A 19,984-nucleotide genomic window follows, 5' to 3' on the forward strand; every position below is an offset into this window, starting at 1 on the left:
GAGCCGGAGCCGCCTGAGGCTGCGGCGCGGCAGCGACCGGGGCAACCTCGGCGGCCGCAGCTACAGGAGCGACCGGCGCGGGCGCAACAGGCGGCGGAGCAATGGCTGCAACCGGCGCTGCACCGGCGGCGCCGGCCACTGGGTTCGGGTTGGAATCAGCCGTGGCCTTGCTGATCCCCAGGTCCTTTAGTGGCGACCTGGGTGCGCCGTCGGCATCGGCCGGGCGGAACGCCAGCATCCGCAGCAGCACCATCTCGAAGCCGCCACGCGGATCGGGCGCCAGCGGCAGGTCGCGGCGGCCGATCAGGCCCATCTGGTAGTAGAACTGCACATCCTCGGCCGGCAGCGCCTGCGCCAATGCCAGCACGCGGTCACGATCGCCCTGGCCGTTGTCCACCGCCTCGGGCAGCGCCTGGGCGATAGCCACGCGGTGCAGCACGTTGAGTATTTCGGCCAGCACGCCGCCCCAGTCCGGGCCTTGCTCGGCCAGGTGCCGCACGGCCTCCAGCAGTGCGCGGGCATCGCCTTCCAGCAATGCGTGGAGCACGCCGTAGACCTGCCCGTGATCCAGGGTACCGAGCATGGCGCGCACGTCGGCGGCCAGCACCTTGCCTTCGCCGAAGGCGATGGCCTGGTCGGTGAGGCTCATGGCGTCACGCATCGAGCCATCGGCCGCACGGCCGAGCAGCCACAGCGCATCGTCCTCGAACGGCACGTTCTCGGCGCCCAGGACGTGGGTGAGGTGCTCTACCACGCGCTCCGGCGGCATGTTCTTCAGGGAGAACTGCAGGCAGCGCGAGAGGATGGTCACCGGAAGCTTCTGCGGGTCCGTGGTGGCCAGCAGGAACTTCACATGGGGTGGCGGCTCCTCCAGGGTCTTCAACAGGGCGTTGAAGCTGTGGCTGGAGAGCATGTGCACTTCGTCGATCAGGTAGACCTTGTAGCGCCCGCGGCTCGGCGAGTACTGCACGTTGTCGAGCAGCTCGCGGGTGTCTTCGACCTTGGTGCGGCTGGCGGCATCCACTTCGATCAGGTCGACGAAGCGGCCTTCATCGATCTCGCGGCACACCGAGCACTGCCCGCAGGGCGTCGAGCTGATGCCGGTCTCGCAGTTCAGACACTTGGCCAGGATGCGCGCAATGGTGGTCTTGCCCACACCACGGGTACCGGTGAACAGGTAGGCGTGGTGCAGGCGCTGGTTGTCCAGCGCGTTGATCAGGGCCTTGAGCACGTGGGTCTGGCCGACCATTTCGCGGAACGAGCGCGGACGCCATTTGCGGGCAAGAACCTGATAACTCATTGAAATCCATCGCGACAGGTGAGCAGAAGTGCGCTAATCCTAGCGAAGCGGACTGTAAATTGCACCCGATGTCCGCACCGGTCGTTGTCGCATCTTGGCAAGGGCCGGGCTACACGGCATTGTGTTGTCGTTCTGCCATCAACGGAGCCTTGATGCGCTTCCTTGCCACCGCCCTGCTGCTGACCGCCACCCTCGCCCAGGCCGACGACCGTCCCCTGCGCTTCTCGGTGGTCGACAGCTGGGCGATGCCGCTGGCACAGATCGAGAACGGCGAACTGACCGGCGGCATCATGTTCGAGCTGTTCAACGAGGCGGCGCACGAACTGGGCCGCCCGGTAGCCTTCCACATCGTGCCCCGCGCCCGTATCGAGCAGGCGCTGCTCAGCCACTCCGTGGACGTGCGCTGCTACGTGTCGCGCACCTGGATCGAGCACGAATTCAACGATTACCGCTGGAGCGCCCCGCTGATGGTGCAGCGCGACCTGCTGGTGGTCCGCGACGCCCCGGCCGACAAGCTGGAGACGCTTCCCAGCCAATCCGTCGGCACCGTACTGGGCTACCACTATCCGCGCCTGCAGCCGCTGCTGGACAGTCATTGGCTGACCCGCGACGACGCGCGCAACCAGGAACTGGTGCTGAAGAAACTGCGCATCGGCCGCTATCAATATGCGATCAGCAGCGAGTTCGCGTTGAACTGGTTCAACCGTTCACTGCCCGAGGCGGAGCGCCTGAGAATCGCCAGCGTGATCGAGGAAACGCCGCTGTCGTGCATGGTGCTGGATACGCCCGAGGTGCGCGCCGAAGAAGTGCTGTCAGCGCTGGCGAAGATCAAGGCGTCGGGGAAGATCGAGCAGATCCTGGCTCACTATCGCTGAGACGAGGCATGCGCCGACGGGAGGGGCTGTGGACTTTCCAGGCCCCGAAATGGAGGCGGCCCCGCCAGCCACACCCCGGCACACAATGTCCCCGCTATGGCTGCTTCCTTCCGGACCTGACCAGGTTAACGGGTAATCGTTGCGGGGGGACCGACAGGGCCACCATCACGAGAACTCGCCAGATCGGCGAGCCGCGCCATTGTAGCGGCTTGAGCGCAAGTTACAAGTACTTCAAGCACTTAGCGGCGTCCTTCAAGCAATTCCTGACCTTCATCACGAATTTGCCTTTTCAGTAAAGGAATTGGCCTACAGCCAGTTCAGAAATTTCCGTTTGCGCCGACGCTTAGGAAAGAACCCGTCACCACGACGGGCCATGCCCGAGCGAGGAATGCCAGCATGTCCGTTGCACTGCGATCCACCCCTCTCGTTGCCCTTCTGCTTTCCGGGCCGTTGCTGGCCTACGACGGCGTCATTCATTTCAGCGGCGCAGTGGTCGAACCGACGTGCCAGGTGGGCTTGAGCGAAGTCACCGCGCAAAGCGCGCGGGTGCGCCTGAGCGAGTGCAACCAGGCGATGCTGATGATGCTCAACGAGCCGCGCGGGGCGATGCCCAGCGTGAGCTACCGGCTGACCGACGTGCACGGCAAGGCGCTGGGGCAGGACATAGCGGCCACCGGCGACACCGACAGCGTCATCCGCGAAATCGCCAGGGGAGGCGTTGCCGCGGGCAAGCGCAATGTGGTGCTGGTGGCCGACTACCTGTAGCGGGGGTTACTGCGCCTGCATCAACCCTTCGGGCCGAGGCTGGGTGGAGACTTCCAGGTTCGGCCCGATGAACAGGTCCATCTTGCTGTAGCCCGGACGGGCGCTGAAGGTGGAGTAGCGCTCCGCCCCCTGGTGGAACTGGAACGCCACGCGATATTCACCCGAACGCAACAGGCGCAGCGGGAAGGCTCGCGCTTCACCCGGCTTGATCTCGCCGGCGAGGGTTTCCTCGTTGTTTTCCTTGAAGCTGTAGCTCACCGCGGGCCCGCCGACGCCTTCGTAGTGAAGGACGATCTGCGGACGCTCGGTCCAGGCCACATAGGCCCCGAACAGCAGCACCAGTGCCGCCACGCCGAGCAGACGCTGCTTTCTTGCCTTGTCCATCTCGCTCTCCGTCAACCGTTGGCCCGCCCTGCCCGGCGTCGCAACGCAGGGGCCGAGGCGGGCCTGCCGATCAGTTCAGGCTGTCGACCAGGGCCTTGGCAGGCACCAGGCGTACCGCCTTCTTCGCGGCGATCTCGATGCTCTTGCCGGTCTGCGGGTTGCGGCCGGTGCGGGCGGCGCGCTCGCTGACCTTGAGCTTGCCGATACCCGGCAGGGTCAGCTCGCCGTCGTTTTCCAGGGCGTCCTGGGCGATCTGCGCCAGTTGCTCGAACACGCCGCGCACGGCGGCCTGGGTCAGGTCGAGGGATTCGGCGATATCGCGAACCAGTTGGTCCTTGGTCATGGGCATGAAATAGCTCCTGGGTACATGGATCGTTAAGGGTGTGTCAGGCGCCGATGCCGTGATCGGCCAGCAGCTTGACCAGCTGCTCTTCGTCCATCACGGCGACGCCAAGTTCCTGGGCCTTGGCCAATTTTGAACCCGCTCCCGGGCCAGCAACGACGCAATGGGTTTTTGCCGAAACCGAACCGGCCACCTTGGCGCCCAGGCTTTCGAGTTTTTCCTTGGCGACGTCACGGCTCATGGCTTCCAGGGTGCCGGTGAGCACCCAGGTCTGGCCGGCCAGCGGCAGGCCTTCGACCACCTTGCGCTCGCTGCGCCAGTGCATGCCGAACTCCAGCAGCTGCGCTTCGACTGCCCTGGCTCGCTCGACGCGCAAGGCATCGGCGAAGTACTCGCGCACCGACTGCTTGGCCTTCTCGTTCACTCCTTTCAGGGTGCTGAGGTCCAGCCAGTCCTGGCTGAGGGTGATGAGCGCGTCGAGGCTACCCGTGCGGTCCGCCAGCTTCTCGGCGCCGGTGGCCGCGATGAAAGGGATGTTGAGCTTGTCGATGAAGCCCGCCAGCGTCGCGACGGCGGCGAATTCGGCGGAGACATCGCCTTCGTCCTGCAGCTGCACGCCATGCTCGGGATCGAGCAGCTCGGCAATGACGCTGCGGTTGTGCTCGTCATCGAAGAAGTTGTGGATCTCGTAGGCCACCTCGCCGCCGACGTCCGGCAGGTAGGTGAGCACTTCCGGCAGCGCCTTCTGGATGCGCGCCAGCGAGCCCAGCGAGCGCGCCAGCAGCTTGGCCGTCTCCTCGCCCACGTCCGGAATGCCCAGCGCGAAGACGAAGCGCGCCAGGGTCGGCTTGCGGCTGTCGGCGATAGCGGCGAGCAGGTTGCGCGTGGAAATCTCGGCGAAGCCTTCCAGTTCGATGACCTGCTCATAGCTCAGGGTGTAGAGATCGGCCGGGGACTTCACCAGCCCCTTGTCCACCAGTTGCTCGACGATCTTGTCGCCGAGGCCGTCGATGTCCATGGCGCGGCGCGAGACGAAGTGGATGATCGCCTGCTTGAGCTGCGCCTGGCAGAACAGCCGGCCGACGCAACGGTAGATGGCGCCTTCGCTGACCGACTCCTTGCCCTTGCTGCGCTTGACCAGCTGGGTGCGCTCGACCTGCGAGCCGCACACCGGGCATTGGGTGGGAATCGCCACCGGGCGCGCATCGGCCGGGCGACGCTCGGTGACGACCTGCATCACCTGCGGAATCACGTCGCCGGCACGGCGGATGATCACCGTGTCGCCGATCATCAGGCCCAGGCGCGCGACCTCGTCCATGTTGTGCAGGGTGGCGTTGGCCACGGTCACGCCCGCCACCTGCACTGGCTTCAGGCGCGCCACGGGGGTCACGGCGCCGGTGCGGCCGACCTGGAACTCCACGTCGAGCAGCTCGGTGAGTTCCTCGCGCGCGGGGAACTTGTGGGCGATGGCCCAGCGCGGCTCGCGGGCGCGGAAGCCCAGCTCGCGCTGGAAATCGATGCGGTTGACCTTGAACACCACGCCATCGATCTCGTAGGCGAGGCTGTCGCGGCGGGTGCCGATATCTTCGTAATAGGCGCGGCAACCTTCGACGCCCTTGGCCAGCTTAAGCTCGCGGCTGATCGGGATGCCCCAGCCCTTCAGGGCTTCGAGGATACCGACCTGGGTGCCGGGCAGCGTGCCGCCCTCGACGCGGCCGAAGCCATAGCAGCAGAACTCCAGCGGGCGGCTGGCGGTGATCTTCGAGTCCAGCTGGCGCAGGCTGCCGGCCGCGGCGTTGCGCGGGTTGGCGAAGGTCTTGCCGCCGGCTTCCATCTGCCGCGCGTTGAGCGCCTCGAACCCCGCCTTGGACATGAAGACTTCCCCGCGCACCTCCAGCACGGCGGGCCAGCCTTCGCCCTTCAGACGCAGCGGGACGTTGCGGATGGTGCGCACGTTGGCACTGATATCTTCGCCGGTACTGCCGTCACCCCGGGTGGCGCCACGGCTCAGGATGCCGTTCTCGTACAGCAGGCTGACCGCCAGGCCGTCGAGCTTGGGTTCACAGCTGTATTCCACCTCGGCGCCGCCGCCGAGCAGGTCACCGGCGGGCAATTGATCGGCCAGCCCTTCGCGCACGCGGCGATCGAAGTCGTTGAGGTCCTGCTCCTCGAAGGCATTACCCAGGCTGAGCATGGGCACTTCGTGGCGGACCTCGCCGAAAGCAGACGCCGCCGCTCCACCGACGCGCTGGGTCGGCGACTCGGCAGTGACCAGTTCGGGATGCTCGGCCTCCAGCGCCTTCAGCTCGCGGAACAGGCGGTCGTACTCGGCGTCCGGCACGCTCGGCTCGTCGAGCACGTAGTAGCGGTAGTTGTGGTCGTCGAGCTCGCTGCGCAGCTGGGCAATGCGTTGGGCAGCAGTCTGGGAGTCGGTCATTGGAGAAGCCTCAAGCTACAAGCTGCAAGCGGCAGGACAGGAGCCCTAAGAAAAGCAAAGCCCCAAGCCAAGCGCTAGGGCTTGCAGCTTGGGGCTCGTCGCTTACCGCTGCGATTTTCGTTTCCGGATCAGCGTTTTTGGGTCAGCGCGCGTCGCTCGAAGTCGATGATGCGCTGACGGTAGTGCTCGATGGTCTGCGCGGTCATCACGCTGCGCTGCTCGTCCTTCAGCTCGCCATTGAGCTCCTGGGCCAGCTTGCGGGCGGCGGCGATCATCACGTCGAACGCCTGCTTGGGATGACGCGGGCCCGGCAAGCCGAGGAAGAAGCTCACCGCGCGGGTACTGAACTGGTCGATGTTGTCCAGATCGAAGGTGCCCGGCTTGACCGCATTGGCCATGGAGAACAGCACCTCGCCATTACCGGCCATGCTCTCGTGGCGATGGAAGATGTCCATCTCGCCGTAGCGCAGGCCGCTTTCCAGGATGTTCTGCAGCAGCGCCGGGCCCTTGAAACCGTTCTCGTCACGGCTGATGACATTGATGATCAGCACTTCCTCGACCGGAGCCTGAGGCGCGGCGGAAGAAGCCGCTGCGGCAGGAGCGGCGCGCTCCTTGTCCTTCTTGCGGTCCCTCCTGGGCTTTTCCTTCTCCTGCGGGGCTTCGTCCAGCGGGTTGGGGAAATCCTCTTCATCCAGCGGACCGAGCAGGTTCGGCGCCGGATCGTCCAGGTTCAGGTCGCCCTGGCGCGGCTCGCCGCGGCGCTTGCCACGCGAGTCCTTGGCGCTGAGCTTGGGCAGGTCTTCCTCGTCCAGCGCAGGCTCTCTGTGCTCGACCACCCGGGAAGGCCCGAGCAACTCCGGATTGCTGTCATCACCGTCATCGGGCTGGTTGGCAAACTGGCGATCCAGCTTGAAACGCAACTTGCCCTTGCCGCCCCGCATACGACGCCAGCCGTCGAACAGAATGCCGGCGATCACGATAAGCCCAATGACGATCAGCCATTCGCGCAGACCGATATCCATCTAATCCCGTAGCCCCTGAACAAAAAATGATGATGAAGAAAAGGACATCCTATCCCTTGAAAACGTGGAGCCAACTTCATGTTCTGACTGATGTTTTCCACGCGATACAAAAGTGGGCGTTAAGCTAACACGCTCTCACATAACTTTACACTGCCTGTGGCGACACTCCGCCGCACTCTTTGCAACTTTTCATAGCAGTTGCCACTTGCGCTGTCGAAGTCAAGCCTACCCCAATCAAATCAATGCCTTAGGCCGGTAAAAAAGCATCTTGCCAGCATCGCTCAAGTTCGCTTGGGCGATCAGGCTTCCGCCAGCGCAACAGCCTCTTCCACATCCACCGCCACCAGACGCGAACAACCCGGTTCGTGCATGGTCACGCCCATCAATTGATCGGCCATCTCCATGGCGATCTTGTTGTGGGTGATATAGATGAACTGCACTTTCTCCGACATCTCCTTCACCAGCCGCGCATAACGGCCGACGTTGGCATCGTCCAGCGGCGCGTCGACTTCGTCGAGCATGCAGAACGGTGCCGGGTTCAGCTGGAAGATCGCAAACACCAGCGCCAGCGCGGTCAGGGCCTTCTCGCCGCCGGACAGAAGATGGATGGTGCTGTTCTTCTTGCCTGGCGGCCTCGCCATGATCGCCACCCCGGTATCGAGTAGATCCTCGCCGGTAAGTTCCAGATAGGCGTGACCGCCGCCGAAAACCTTGGGAAACAATGCCTGAAGGCCAGCATTGATCTGGTCGAAGGTTTCCTTGAAGCGGTTGCGGGTTTCCTTGTCGATCTTGCGGATGACGTTTTCCAGGGTATCCAGCGCTTCCACCAGGTCGTCGTTCTGGTCGTCCAGGTAGCGTTTGCGCTCGGATTGCTGCTGGTATTCCTCGATCGCCGCCAGGTTGATCGGCCCCAGGCGCCCGATGCGCGCGGCCAGTTCTTCCAGGCGGGTTTCCCAGACCTTCTCGGCGGCATCGTGCGGCAAGGTGCCGAGCACGCCGTGCAGGTCGTAGCCGTCCTCGTGGAGCTGCTCCTGCAGCGCCTTGCGCCGCACGTTGAGCGCCTGCCACTCCATGCGCTGCTGCTCCAGCTGGCCGCGCAGCAGTTGCGACTGCTGCTCGGCCTGGGTGCGGCGCTTCTCGGCATCGCGCAGCTGACGGTCGGCATCTTCCAGCGCCAGGCGCGCGTGCTTGAGTTCGTCTTCCACCGCCATGCGCCGATCGAGCAGTTCTTCCAGGCGCATGCGCAACTCTTCCAGCGGCGCGGCGCCCTCCTCTAGGTTGAGGTTGAGCTGCTCGCAACGCTCGACCAGGCGCACCGCCTGGCTGTCCAGGCGCTCCAGCGCCTGGCGGGTGGATTCGTGCTGGGCGCGCAGCGATCCGACGCGCACGGCCAGCTGATGGGCATGATCCTTGTGCTGGCGGGATTCCTGGCGGATGCGGTCGAGCTTCTCGCGCATGCCATCGCGCTCGGCCAGCAGCGATTCGCGGCGCTCGGTGTCCACGGCCATCGCGTCCAGCGCTTCCTGCAGGCTCAGGCGGGCTTCGCCCAGTTGCTCCTGCTCGATGGCGTGCTGCTCGGCCAGTTCGCTCAGCTCTTCGTCCAGGCGGCGACGGCGCAGGGTCAGCTGCTCGACCTTGGCCTGCTGTGCGGACAACTGCGCTTTCAGTTCGCCCTGGCGGCGGCCTTCGTCCTGCAGGCGGCGGCGCACCTGGTCGCGGCCTTCTTCGGCCTGACGCTGCTCGTCACGCAGGCGCACCAGTTGCTCTTCGATCTCGGCGAGGCGCTGCTCCAGCGTTTCGCGTTCGACATACAGGCGCTCCAGCTCCTGGCCTCGCGCCAGCACGCCGCCGTCGGCGGATTCGCCACGGCGCACACGCAGGAAGTTACGGCCAACCCAGTAGCCGTCGCGGCTGATCAGGCTTTCGCCGTCGCCTAACGACGCACGCTGGGCCAGCGCCTGCTCCAGGGTTTCGACCGGGCGCACGCGACCCAGCCAGTAGCTCAGGTCGACCTTGGCTTCGACCTTATCCAGCAGACTACCGGGACGGGAAACGGCACCTGCGGCCAGATCGAGCAGGCGCAGCTCGCCCTTCTCCAGCGCATCGAACGGCAACCCCTTCACGTCGTCCAGCAGCACGCCATGGAGGTCGGCGCCAAGCACGGTCTCCACCGCCAGCTCCCAACCCGGCTGCACGCGCAGTCCCTCGGCGAGACGCGGGCGCTGCTCCAGCCCCTGCTGGCGCAACCATTGCGCGGTGCCGTCGCCCGGATCGAGCGCGGCCTGCTGCAGCGCCTCCAGCGAAGCGATGCGCCCATTCAGGCGCTGCAACTCGCCCTGCGCCTGGTGCTGCGCGGCGGTGCTTTCCTGCAGGGACTGGCGCACGCGCTCCAGGCGCTCGGCCAGTTCCTGTTCTTCGATCTGCGATTCTTCCAGCAGCAACTCGATTGCGGCGACCTGCTCGCCCAGTTCGAGGATCGCGGCATCTTCCGGGTCGGCCGCCAGTTGCGTGCGCTCGTCGTTCAGGCGGCGCTGGCGTTCGGCCTGGCGCTCCAGGCTCTGCTCCAGGTGCTGGATGCGCGACTGCTGCACTTCCGCCTCGCGGCGCGGTTCGGCGCTCTGCTGGTTGAAGGCGTCCCAGCGCTGCTGCCAGTCGTGCATGCGCTGCTCGGCGTCTTCCAGGCCGACGGTGGCCTCCTCGGCCGCGGCGGCGCTGATTTCCTGTTCCGGGGCCAGGCGCTCCAGCTCTTCGCCCAGGGTGGCGAGCAGGGTGCGGTCGTGGCCCAGGTGGGATTCGGTCTCCTGGCGGGTCTTCTCCGCTTCGCGCAGGTCGTCCTGCAACTGGCGCAGGCGCTGCTGGCCGTGCTGGATGCTCTGCTCGACGCGGGCGATGTCGCCGCCCACCGAATAGAAGCGGCCCTGCACCTGGTTGAAGGTTTCCGACAGCTCGTGGTGGCCATCGCGCAGGCGCTCGATGCTGGCGTCGGCGCTGCGCTGCTCGGCAACCAGGGCCTCGAAGGCCACTTCCTGGTCGCCAATGACCTTTTCCTTCTGCCCGACCTGCTCGTTCAGGTCGCGCCAGCGCAGGGCGCCGAGCTGGGCCTTGAGGGTGCGCTCCTCGGCCTTGAATTCCTGGTACTTCTCCGCCGACTGGGCTTGGCGGTGCAGCCGTTCCAACTGGCGCTCCAGTTCTTCGCGCAGGTCGGTCAGGCGCGCGAGGTTTTCCTGGGTGCGGCGGATGCGGTTCTCGGTCTCGCGGCGGCGCTCCTTGTACTTGGAGATGCCGGCGGCTTCCTCGATGAAGTTGCGCAAGTCTTCGGGCTTGGCCTCGATCAGCTTGGAGATCATGCCCTGCTCGATGATCGAATAGCTGCGCGGCCCCAGGCCCGTGCCGAGGAAGATGTCGGTGATGTCACGACGGCGGCACTTGGTGCCGTTGAGGAAATAGGTGTTCTGGCCGTCGCGGGTCACGCGGCGGCGAATGGATATCTCGGCGTAGCTGGCGTATTCGCCCAGCAGGGTCTGGTCGGAATTGTCGAACACCAGTTCGATGGACGCCTGGGTCACCGGCTTGCGCGTGTTGGAGCCGTTGAAGATGACGTCGGTCATCGACTCGCCGCGAAGGTTCTTCGCCGAACTCTCGCCCATCACCCAGCGAACGGCGTCGATGATGTTGGACTTGCCGCAACCGTTGGGGCCGACCACCGCCGCCATGTTGCTCGGGAAGTTGACCGTCGTCGGGTCGACGAAGGACTTGAAGCCCGCCAGCTTGATGCACTTGAGCCGCATGCGCCCTCTTCCCCCTTCTTATCGTTCAGCCAGTGCGGCCAGGACCAGTTGGCTGTTGTGCCGACCGTAGTCGAGCAGGACCTCGCGGATTCCCGCCTCGTCGCGGCCGACCACCGCGCGCAGCAGGTTTTCGAAGCTGCCGATGAACTGGCTCATCTCGCCTTTGCGGCGTTCCAGGGCCAGATGATAGGTGCGACTGATGGCCGGCAGGAGATTTTCCACGGTTTCCTGCAGGTAGGGGTTGGCGGCGAACGGGAAGGCGGCGCGCATGATGTCGAAGCTGGACTCGACGAAGGCGTTGATGTCGCCGCGTTCGAGGTTGTCCAGCAGGCGCTGCTGGATCGCCATGAAGGGCGCGAGGTCCGCCTCTTCGCGCCAGGTACGCGCTACCGCGCTGGCGAGCATGATGTACAACTCCATCACCAGCGAGTAGAGGCTTTCGACGTGCGCGGGGGTCAGTTCCGACACCTGCGCCCCCCGGCGCGGCAGGATCACCACCAGGTGGCGGCGTTCGAGGATCAGCAGCGCTTCGCGGACCGAGCCGCGGCTGACGTTGAGGGTCTGGGTGACCTTCTGTTCCTGGATGCGCTCGCGTTCCTTGAGTTCGCCCCGGATGATGCGTTCGGCAAGGTGATGCGCGATCTGCTCAGCCAGGCTGTCCGGGGCCTTGAACGTCATGGTTGTCCTTAAGAATCGGGGCGCTTTCGAGGGGGTATCGCGGACGCGAAGTGTAACACAGGGTGTTACCGCGCCATCCCCCGCCCACAAGCCACGACAGAACAAAGGTTGGTGCGTGCACCGCCGGGATCGGGCGCAGGATTGTCTGACAATCCTACACAAGAGACGTCTCGGGAGTCGTCCATGTTCGCCTTGTTCCTTTCCCCTGCCTGGATGTTGCGTCTCAAGAAAGCCGGCTACTGGATCTGGCTGGTTCCCGTCTTCGGTATTCCCGTCAGCTATTGGTGGTCCTATGGCAGCGAGCATCCCAACGCCTGGGCCTGGCTGGTGATCACCGTGGTGTTCGGGGTCATCCCGCTGCTGGACTTCGTGGTCGGCCGCGACCCGGCCAACCCCGACGAGGTGGAGGAAGTCCCGCCCATGGAGCGCGAGGGCTATTACCGCTTCCTCAGCTTGCTGACCGTGCCGCTGCTGCTGGGCATGCTGGTTTACGGCGGCTGGGTGCTGGCCACCTATGACGCCTGGAACTGGGTCGGCCAGCTCGGCTGGGTCCTGTCCGTGGGCACCGTCATGGGCGCCATCGGCATCACCGTGTCCCACGAGCTGATCCACAAGGACCCGCAGCTGGAGCAGAACGCCGGCGGCCTGCTGCTGGCGGCGGTGTGCTACGCGGGCTTCAAGGTCGAGCACGTGCGTGGCCACCATGTGCATGTCTCCACGCCGGAAGACGCCTCGTCCTCGCGCTACGGCCAGAGCCTGTACGCCTTCCTGCCGCACGCCTACAAGCACAACTTCCTCAATGCCTGGCGGCTGGAGACCGAACGCCTCAAGCGCAAGGGCCTGCCGGCGCTGCACTGGCGCAACGAGCTGATCTGGTGGTACGTGATCAGTGCGCTGTTCCTGGTCGGCTTCAGCGTCGCCTTCGGCTGGATCGGCGCGGTGTATTTCATCGGCCAGTCGGTGATGGCCTTCACCCTGCTGGAGATCGTCAACTACGTCGAGCATTACGGCCTGCACCGCCGCCGCCTGGACACAGGGCGCTACGAGCGGACCACCCACGAGCATTCCTGGAACAGCAACTTCCTGCTGACCAACCTGTTCCTCTTCCACCTGCAGCGCCATTCCGACCACCACGCCAACGCCAAGCGCCGCTACCAGGTGCTGCGTCACTTCGATGAAAGCCCGCAGTTGCCCAACGGTTATGCCGGGATGATCGTCCTCGCTTTGTTCCCGCCGCTCTGGCGCGCGGTGATGGACCGCCGCGTGCGCGCCTACTATGCCGGCGAGGAATACCAGCTGAGCGCCACCCAGCAAGCCTGATCGACGAGTTCCACGCCTTGGCGGCAAGCCCTACCCCGGCTTGCCGCCTTTTTTCTTCCCAGCTCTTGTAGGAGCGAGCTTGCTCGCGAAGCTCTTCGACCTGGGGTTGCCCACACCCCAACCCTCTCCCAAAGGGCGAGGGGGCACCGGCGTGCCCGACAAGCACCGCGCTCACCGGCAATCACGGCTGTTCGCGAGCAAGCTCGCTCCTACATAAAGCGCGCAGTTTCTGAACGTAGGGCGCATAACCCGGGACGGGTTATCCGCAGGACGCCCTGCGGCGGATAGTGCTGGCGCGTTATGCGCCCCATGGCTCTCAGCACGGTGATCGCCGGTAATCACGGCGGTTCGCGAGCAAGCTCGCTCCTACGAACAACCACCCGCCTGCACCATTCATCTCTTGCGGAAAAACTTTCTGACCAATGAGACAGAAAATTTATTGACTCAAAAGTCAGCTTTCCATAGATTCGCCATCCAGTGCCCTACCAAAAACAAGAACCAGCCTGGAGGCAAGCCTTGATCAGGTTCCTGCTCAATCGCGAGCTGCGCGTCGAAGACCGCCTCGATCCCAATCTCACCGTGCTCAACTACCTGCGCCAGCACCTGGGCAAGACCGGCACCAAGGAGGGCTGCGCCTCCGGTGACTGCGGCGCCTGCACGGTGGTCGTCGGTGAACTGGTCGGCGAAGAAGGTGCCGAGCGCATCCGCTACCGCACCCTCAACTCCTGCCTGACCTTCGTTTCCTCGCTGCACGGCAAGCAGCTGATCAGTGTCGATGACCTCAAGCATCGCGGCGAGCTGCACGGCGTGCAGCAGGCCATGGTCGATTGCCACGGTTCGCAATGCGGCTTCTGCACCCCCGGCTTCGTCATGTCGCTGTTCGCCCTGCAGAAGAACACCACCGGTGAAAACGCCGACGAGCGCAAGGCCGAGGCCCATGAAGCGCTGGCTGGCAACCTCTGCCGCTGCACCGGCTACCGACCGATCCTCGATGCCGCCGAGCAATCCTGCTGCCAGAAGCAGCCGGACCAGTTCGACGTCGCCCAGCCCGAGATCATCGCCCAGCTCAAGTCCATCGCCCCGCGCGAGACCGCCGAGCTCAACAGCGGCGACAAGCGCTGCCTGCTGCCGCTGACCATTGCCGACCTCGCCGACCTCTACACCGCCAACCCGCAGGCGCGCCTGCTGGCCGGCGGCACCGACCTGGCCCTGGAAGTCACCCAGTTCCACCGCGAACTGCCGGTGATGATCTACGTCGGCCATGTCGAGGAAATGAAACGCGTCGAGGTCTTCGACGACCGCATCGAGATCGGCGCGGCGACTCCGCTGACCGACTGCTACGAAACCCTGGCCCGCGACTACCCGGACTTCGGCGAGCTGCTGCACCGCTTCGCCTCGCTGCAGATCCGCAATCAGGGCACCCTCGGCGGCAACATCGGCAACGCCTCGCCCATCGGCGACTCGCCGCCGCTGCTGATCGCCCTCGGCGCACGCCTGGTGCTGCGCAAGGGCAACGAGCGCCGCGAACTGCCCATCGACGAGTACTTCATCGACTACAAGGTCACCGCGCGCCAGGAAGGCGAATTCATCGAGCAGGTAATCATTCCGCGCCCGCAGCCCAATCAGGCGTTCCGCGCCTACAAGGTCTCCAAGCGTCTGGACGATGACATCTCCGCCGTCTGCGCGGCCTTCAACCTGACGGTCGAGAACTGCAGGATCACCGCCGTGCGCACCGGCTTCGGCGGCATGGCCGCCATCCCGAAACGCGCCGCCGCCTGCGAGGCCGCGCTGCTCGGCCAGACCTTCAACAACGCCACCTTCGAACGCGCCGCGCTGGCGCTGAGCGAGGACTTCGCTCCGCTCACCGACTTCCGCGCGAGCAAGGAATACCGCCTGCTCACCGCGCAGAACCTGCTGCGCAAGTGCTTCCTGGAACTGGAAGCCCCTCAGGCCGTGACCCGGGTGACCCACTATGCATAAGCCCCAGAAGAGCCAGGAAGAACTCACTGCGCTGTTCCGCGCCGACCTCACCACCGGCGTGGGCCGCAGCGTCAAGCACGAGAGCGCGGCCAAGCATGTGAGCGGCGAAGCGCAGTACATCGACGATCGCCTGGAATTCCCCAACCAGCTGCACGTCTATGCCCGCATGAGCGACCGCGCCCATGCACGCATCACCAAGCTGGATGTCAGCCCCTGCTACCAGTTCCCCGGTGTGGCCATCGCCATCACCAAGGATGACGTACCCGGCCAGCTGGACATCGGCCCGGTGGTCGCCGGCGACCCGCTGCTGGCGGACGGCAAGGTCGAATACGTCGGCCAGATGGTCATCGCCGTCGCCGCCGACAGCCTGGAAACCGCGCGCAAGGCCGCCATGGCGGCGATCATCGAATACGAAGACCTGGAGCCGGTGCTCGACGTGGTCGAAGCGCTGCGCAAGAAGCACTTCGTGCTCGACAGCCACCAGCACAAGATCGGCGACTCCGAAGGCAAGCTGGCCACTGCGCCGAACCGCATCCAGGGCACCCTGCACATCGGTGGCCAGGAGCACTTCTACCTGGAAACGCAGATTTCCTCGGTGATGCCCACCGAAGATGGCGGCGTGATCGTCTACACCTCGACGCAGAACCCCACCGAAGTGCAGAAGCTGGTGGCCGAAGTGCTGGGCATCTCCTTCAACAAGGTGGTCATCGACATGCGCCGCATGGGCGGCGGCTTCGGCGGCAAGGAAACCCAGGCGGCCGCGCCGGCCTGCCTGTGCGCGGTGATCGCGCGCCTCACCGGTCGCCCGGCGAAGATGCGCCTGCCGCGCGTCGAAGACATGCAGATGACCGGCAAGCGCCACCCCTTCTACGTCGAGTACGACGTGGGCTTCGAGGACGACGGCCTGCTGCACGGCATCAATATCGAGCTGGCCGGCAACTGCGGCTACTCGCCGGACCTCTCCGGCTCCATCGTCGACCGCGCGATGTTCCACTCCGACAACGCCTACTTCCTCGGCAACGCCACGGTGAACGGTCACCGCTGCAAGACCAACACCGCGTCGAACACCGCCTACCGCGGCTTCGGCGGCCCGCAGGGCATGGTCGCCATCGAGGAAATCATGGACGCTGTCGCGCGCCACCTCGGCAAGGACCCGCTGGAAGTGCGCAAGCGCAACTACTACGGCAAGGACGAGCGCAACGTCACCCATTACTACCAGCAGGTCGAACACAACCTGCTGCAGGAGATGACCGAGGAACTGGAGGCCAGCGCCGAGTATTCCAAGCGCCGCGCCGAGATTCGCGAGTTCAACGCCAGCAGCCCGGTGTTGAAGAAAGGCCTGGCGCTGACCCCGGTGAAATTCGGCATCAGCTTCACCGCCACCTTCCTCAACCAGGCCGGCGCGCTGATCCACATCTACACCGATGGCAGCATCCACCTGAACCACGGCGGCACCGAGATGGGCCAGGGCCTGAACACCAAGGTCGCCCAGGTGGTGGCCGAGGTCTTCCAGGTCGACATCGACCGCGTGCAGATCACCGCGACCAATACCGACAAGGTGCCCAACACCTCGCCGACTGCCGCCTCGTCGGGCGCCGACCTGAACGGCAAGGCCGCTCAGAACGCCGCCGAAACCCTCAAGCAGCGCCTGGTGGAGTTCGCCGCCAAACACTGGAAGGTGACCGAGGAAGACGTCGAGTTCCGCAACAACCAGGTGCGCGTGCGCGACCTGATCCTGCCCTTCGAGGAACTGGTGCAACAAGCCTACTTCGGCCAGGTATCGCTGTCCTCGACCGGCTTCTACCGCACGCCGAAGATCTTCTACGACCGCAGCCAGGCACGCGGCCGGCCGTTCTACTACTTCGCCTACGGCGTGTCCTGCTCGGAAGTGATAGTCGACACCCTCACCGGCGAGTACAGGATGCTGCGCAGCGACATCCTCCACGACGTCGGCGCCTCGCTGAACCCGGCCATCGACATCGGCCAGGTGGAAGGCGGCTTTGTCCAGGGCATGGGCTGGCTGACCATGGAAGAGCTGGTCTGGAACGCCAAGGGCAAGCTGATGACCAACGGCCCGGCGAGCTACAAGATCCCGGCGATCGCCGACATGCCCATCGACCTGCGGGTGAAGCTGGTGGAAAACCGCAAGAACCCGGAGCAGACGGTGTTCCACTCCAAGGCCGTCGGCGAGCCGCCGTTCATGCTGGGCATCTCGGTGTTCTGCGCGATCAAGGACGCCGTGGCGAGCCTGGCCGACTACCGCGCCCAGCCGCAGATCGACGCCCCGGCCACCCCCGAGCGCGTGCTCTGGGGCGTGGAGCAGATGCGCAAGCTGAAGTTGGCCCAGGCCGAGAAAACACCGGCTCAGGTCGAGCCGGCGTGATGTGACCATGGGGCACCGCTGGCAGGGAGAGACGTCCCCACTTCCGTCCTCCGCCCTGCCAGCGGCGCCCCACCCTTACGAAAGAATCGTGGAACGCCGAACGCGCCCCACGAACGGACAAACCGTAGGGCGCATAACGCGGAACGCGTTATCCGCCGTCGCCATTTCGGCGGATAACGCCCGAGGCGTTATGCGCCCTACGACTCCACCCTTGAGGTTCGCAACGATGAACTGGATCAGTGCCCTCGCCGACCTGCAACAGCGCGCCGAAGCCAGCGTGCTGGTGACCATCATCGAAGAACGCGGCTCGACCCCGCGCAACGCCGGTTCGAAGATGGTGATCAGCGCCGATAGGGCCTACGACACCATCGGCGGCGGCCACCTCGAATTCAAGGCCATGGCCATCGCCCGCGAGATGCTGCTCAATCGCGAGCGCGAACCGAAGCTTGAGCGCTTCAGCCTCGGCGCCAGCCTCGGCCAGTGCTGCGGCGGCGCCACCGTGCTGCTGTTCGAACCCATGGGCCAGCCCCAGGCGCACATCGCCGTGTTCGGCGCCGGCCACGTCGGCCGCGCGCTGGTGCCGCTGCTCGCCAGCCTGCCGTGCAAGGTGCGCTGGATCGACTCGCGGGAAGCCGAATTCCCCGGCTACATCCCCGAAGGCGTGACCCGCGTGATCAACGAAGAGGTGATCGATGAAATCGACGAAATGCCCGCGGGCAGCTACTTCATCGTCATGACCCACAACCACGCGCTGGACCTGGAACTGACCGCGAAGATCCTCGCGCGCAACGACTTCACCTACTTCGGCCTGATCGGCTCGGACACCAAGCGCGCCAAGTTCGAACACCGCCTGCGCGACCGCGGCTTCGCCGCCGACACCGTGCAGCGCATGCGCTGCCCCATGGGCATCAGCGAGGTGAAGGGCAAGCTGCCGGTGGAGATTGCCGTGTCCATCGCCGGCGAAGTGATCGCCACCTACAACGCCACCTTCGGTCAGCAGACCAGCCAGGGCGAGAACACCGTGGCCAAACTGTTACCCACGAGCCGCCGCGCACGTACTGCGGAAAGCGGCGCCTGATTTCCAACCTGCATGGCTTCGTGATGGGTATCGCTTCGCTCCACCCATCCTACGGAGCGCCGAGTAGATTTCGTAGGATGGGTGGAGCGCCAGCGATACCCATCGAAAAGCGTCCGAAGACGCATTAATTCCGATTTGCGAGAGATCGATGATCACCCAAGCCAAAGCCTACCGCGCCAGCATCCTGCACAGCGTCGCCGACCCCGCCGAAGTCGGCGTGGAGAAGTCCTACCAGTACTTCGAGGACGGCATCCTGCTAGTGGAGGACGGCAAGGTCGCCCGCCTCGGCCACGCCGCCGACCTGCTGCCGCAACTGGGCGGCCTCGAAGTGGTTGAATACCGCGACGCGCTGATCACCCCCGGCTTCATCGACACCCACATCCACTACCCGCAGACCGGCATGATCGCCTCCTATGGCGAGCAACTGCTGGACTGGCTGAACACCTACACGTTCCCCACCGAAAAGCAGTTCGCCGACCCGGCCCACGCCGCCGATGTCGCCGGCATCTTCCTCAAGGAACTGCTGCGCGCCGGCACCACTACCGCCCTGGTATTCGGCACCGTGCACCCGCAGTCGGTGGACGCGCTGTTCGGCGCGGCCGAAAAGCTCGACCTGCGCCTGATCGCCGGCAAGGTGATGATGGACCGCAACGCACCGGACTACCTGACCGACACCGCCGAAAGCAGCTACACCCAGAGCAAGGCGCTGATCGAGCGCTGGCACGGCAAGGGCCGCCTGCTCTACGCGGTGACCCCACGCTTCGCGCCGACCAGTACCCCGGAACAACTGGACGCCGCCGGCCGCCTGCTCAAGGAGCACCCGGGCGTGTACCTGCACACGCACCTGTCGGAGAACCTCAAGGAAATCGAGTGGGTCAAGGAACTGTTCCCGGAGCGCAAGGGCTACCTGGATGTCTACGACCACCACGGCCTGCTCGGCCCGCGCTCGGTGTTCGCCCATGGCGTGCACCTGTGCGACGGCGAATGCCAGCGCCTGGCGGAAACCGGCTCGGCCGTGGCCTTCTGCCCGACTTCCAACCTGTTCCTGGGCAGCGGCCTGTTCGATCTGGCCAAGCTTGAGAAGCACAAGGTCAAGGTCGGCCTGGGTACCGATGTCGGCGCCGGCACCAGCTTCTCCCAACTGCAGTCGCTGAACGAGGCCTACAAGGTGATGCAGCTGCAGGGCATCAAGCTCGACCCGTTCAAGTCGCTGTACCTGGCCACCCTCGGCGGCGCCCGCGCGCTGGAGCTGGAGGACAAGGTCGGCAGCTTCGCCAAGGGCAACGAGGCCGACTTCGTGGTGCTCGACTACAAGGCCACCCCGCTGCTGGATTACCGCCTGCAGCAGGCCAAGACCCTGGAGGAGAAACTCTTCGCACTGGTCATCCTCGGCGACGACCGTACCGTGAAGGAAACCTTCGCGCACGGCCGCAACGTGCATCGCCGCGGCTGACCCTTTACGGCTTCGGCGCCGGGTCCTCGCTCAGGACCAACCCGGCGCCGGGGCCGCTTTTCATTCCCGTTCGCGCGGCCTTCGTGCGAATCGCTCCTGCATGTAAACATCGGCGGCGGGCGGTTCGCGAGCAAGCTCGCTCCTACGAAGAGCGCCTCGGTGCGGGCCTGTAGGAGCG

At 65.2% G+C, this 19,984-nt stretch carries 14 protein-coding genes and 1 other RNA gene; 7 read left to right on the plus strand and 8 right to left on the minus strand.

Features of this window, described 5'->3' with window-relative positions; translation table 11 throughout:
- A partial coding sequence (gene dnaX / locus ACCC94_RS16560; RefSeq protein ID WP_413350564.1) for a DNA polymerase III subunit gamma/tau occupies nucleotides 1-1,300 on the minus strand: 1,300 nt, incomplete at its 3' end.
- Nucleotides 1,301-1,452: 152 nt separating this feature from the next.
- Here dnaX and ACCC94_RS16565 point away from each other — a divergent pair.
- Entirely contained in the window at nucleotides 1,453-2,175 is a 723-nt protein-coding gene (locus tag ACCC94_RS16565; RefSeq protein WP_413350565.1) for a substrate-binding periplasmic protein, read from the plus strand.
- 59 nt (nucleotides 2,176-2,234) lie between these two features.
- Here the strand turns inward: ACCC94_RS16565 and ffs are convergent.
- Nucleotides 2,235-2,331: signal recognition particle sRNA small type (gene ffs / locus ACCC94_RS16570), an RNA gene on the minus strand.
- 240 nt (nucleotides 2,332-2,571) lie between these two features.
- Between ffs and ACCC94_RS16575 the strand changes: the two genes are divergently transcribed.
- Nucleotides 2,572-2,940, plus strand: coding sequence for a hypothetical protein (locus ACCC94_RS16575; protein ID WP_413350566.1), 369 nt, complete (start codon nucleotides 2,572-2,574; stop codon nucleotides 2,938-2,940).
- A 6-nt stretch (nucleotides 2,941-2,946) separates the two neighbouring features.
- Here the strand turns inward: ACCC94_RS16575 and ACCC94_RS16580 are convergent, their stop codons facing one another.
- The 6 genes from ACCC94_RS16580 to ACCC94_RS16605 all read right to left on the minus strand — a co-directional run bounded on the left by ACCC94_RS16580 (nucleotide 2,947) and on the right by ACCC94_RS16605 (nucleotide 11,592).
- Complete coding sequence (locus ACCC94_RS16580) at nucleotides 2,947-3,324, minus strand: hypothetical protein (RefSeq protein WP_413350567.1); 378 nt, start codon at nucleotides 3,322-3,324, stop codon at nucleotides 2,947-2,949.
- A 70-nt stretch (nucleotides 3,325-3,394) separates the two neighbouring features.
- Nucleotides 3,395-3,673 carry an HU family DNA-binding protein gene (locus ACCC94_RS16585; RefSeq protein WP_017517541.1) on the minus strand — a complete coding sequence of 93 codons (279 nt, stop codon included), beginning with the start codon at nucleotides 3,671-3,673 and terminating at the stop codon, nucleotides 3,395-3,397.
- Between the two features lie 37 nt (nucleotides 3,674-3,710).
- Entirely contained in the window at nucleotides 3,711-6,104 is a 2,394-nt protein-coding gene (gene ligA, locus ACCC94_RS16590) for an NAD-dependent DNA ligase LigA (protein ID WP_413350568.1), read from the minus strand.
- A gap of 128 nt (nucleotides 6,105-6,232) precedes the next feature.
- Nucleotides 6,233-7,126, minus strand: a complete 894-nt coding sequence (zipA, locus tag ACCC94_RS16595; RefSeq protein WP_413350569.1) for a cell division protein ZipA — start codon at nucleotides 7,124-7,126, stop codon at nucleotides 6,233-6,235.
- Between the two features lie 299 nt (nucleotides 7,127-7,425).
- Nucleotides 7,426-10,914 (minus strand): chromosome segregation protein SMC, encoded by a 3,489-nt coding sequence (gene smc / locus ACCC94_RS16600; RefSeq protein ID WP_413350570.1) that lies wholly within the window; start codon nucleotides 10,912-10,914, stop codon nucleotides 7,426-7,428.
- A gap of 18 nt (nucleotides 10,915-10,932) precedes the next feature.
- Nucleotides 10,933-11,592: a GntR family transcriptional regulator gene (locus tag ACCC94_RS16605; protein ID WP_413350571.1), complete on the minus strand. Its 660-nt coding sequence runs from the start codon at nucleotides 11,590-11,592 to the stop codon at nucleotides 10,933-10,935.
- Between the two features lie 183 nt (nucleotides 11,593-11,775).
- On the opposite strand from ACCC94_RS16605, the gene ACCC94_RS16610 reads away from it, so the two are divergent.
- The 5 genes from ACCC94_RS16610 to guaD all read left to right on the plus strand — a co-directional run bounded on the left by ACCC94_RS16610 (nucleotide 11,776) and on the right by guaD (nucleotide 19,806).
- Nucleotides 11,776-12,912, plus strand: coding sequence for an alkane 1-monooxygenase (locus ACCC94_RS16610; protein ID WP_413350572.1), 1,137 nt, complete (start codon nucleotides 11,776-11,778; stop codon nucleotides 12,910-12,912).
- A gap of 516 nt (nucleotides 12,913-13,428) precedes the next feature.
- On the plus strand, nucleotides 13,429-14,892 hold the full coding sequence (gene xdhA, locus ACCC94_RS16615; RefSeq protein WP_413350573.1) for a xanthine dehydrogenase small subunit: 1,464 nt from the start codon (nucleotides 13,429-13,431) through the stop codon (nucleotides 14,890-14,892).
- Complete coding sequence (gene xdhB, locus ACCC94_RS16620; RefSeq protein ID WP_413350574.1) at nucleotides 14,885-17,275, plus strand: xanthine dehydrogenase molybdopterin binding subunit; 2,391 nt, start codon at nucleotides 14,885-14,887, stop codon at nucleotides 17,273-17,275. The genes xdhA and xdhB overlap by 8 nt, the downstream gene beginning before the upstream one ends.
- 226 nt (nucleotides 17,276-17,501) lie before the next feature.
- Nucleotides 17,502-18,353, plus strand: coding sequence for a xanthine dehydrogenase accessory protein XdhC (xdhC, locus tag ACCC94_RS16625; protein WP_413350576.1), 852 nt, complete (start codon nucleotides 17,502-17,504; stop codon nucleotides 18,351-18,353).
- A gap of 148 nt (nucleotides 18,354-18,501) precedes the next feature.
- Entirely contained in the window at nucleotides 18,502-19,806 is a 1,305-nt protein-coding gene (gene guaD, locus ACCC94_RS16630; protein WP_413350577.1) for a guanine deaminase, read from the plus strand.
- Nucleotides 19,807-19,984 lie beyond the last annotated feature (178 nt).

Source organism: Pseudomonas sp. Pseusp97 (genome assembly GCF_047304025.1).
Taxonomy (GTDB): domain Bacteria; phylum Pseudomonadota; class Gammaproteobacteria; order Pseudomonadales; family Pseudomonadaceae; genus Pseudomonas.

What these genes read in the sequence shown, in the direction of transcription:
- ACCC94_RS16565 (WP_413350565.1), top strand. Translation starts at nt 1,453, where the DNA reads ATGCGCTTCCTTGCCACCGCCCTGCTGCTGACCGCCACCCTCGCCCAG.
- ACCC94_RS16575 (WP_413350566.1), top strand. Translation starts at nt 2,572, where the DNA reads ATGTCCGTTGCACTGCGATCCACCCCTCTCGTTGCCCTTCTGCTTTCC.
- ACCC94_RS16580 (WP_413350567.1), bottom strand. Translation starts at nt 3,324, where the DNA reads ATGGACAAGGCAAGAAAGCAGCGTCTGCTCGGCGTGGCGGCACTGGTG.
- ACCC94_RS16585 (WP_017517541.1), bottom strand. Translation starts at nt 3,673, where the DNA reads ATGCCCATGACCAAGGACCAACTGGTTCGCGATATCGCCGAATCCCTC.
- ligA (WP_413350568.1), bottom strand. Translation starts at nt 6,104, where the DNA reads ATGACCGACTCCCAGACTGCTGCCCAACGCATTGCCCAGCTGCGCAGC.
- zipA (WP_413350569.1), bottom strand. Translation starts at nt 7,126, where the DNA reads ATGGATATCGGTCTGCGCGAATGGCTGATCGTCATTGGGCTTATCGTG.
- smc (WP_413350570.1), bottom strand. Translation starts at nt 10,914, where the DNA reads ATGCGGCTCAAGTGCATCAAGCTGGCGGGCTTCAAGTCCTTCGTCGAC.
- ACCC94_RS16605 (WP_413350571.1), bottom strand. Translation starts at nt 11,592, where the DNA reads ATGACGTTCAAGGCCCCGGACAGCCTGGCTGAGCAGATCGCGCATCAC.
- ACCC94_RS16610 (WP_413350572.1), top strand. Translation starts at nt 11,776, where the DNA reads ATGTTCGCCTTGTTCCTTTCCCCTGCCTGGATGTTGCGTCTCAAGAAA.
- xdhB (WP_413350574.1), top strand. Translation starts at nt 14,885, where the DNA reads ATGCATAAGCCCCAGAAGAGCCAGGAAGAACTCACTGCGCTGTTCCGC.
- xdhC (WP_413350576.1), top strand. Translation starts at nt 17,502, where the DNA reads ATGAACTGGATCAGTGCCCTCGCCGACCTGCAACAGCGCGCCGAAGCC.
- guaD (WP_413350577.1), top strand. Translation starts at nt 18,502, where the DNA reads ATGATCACCCAAGCCAAAGCCTACCGCGCCAGCATCCTGCACAGCGTC.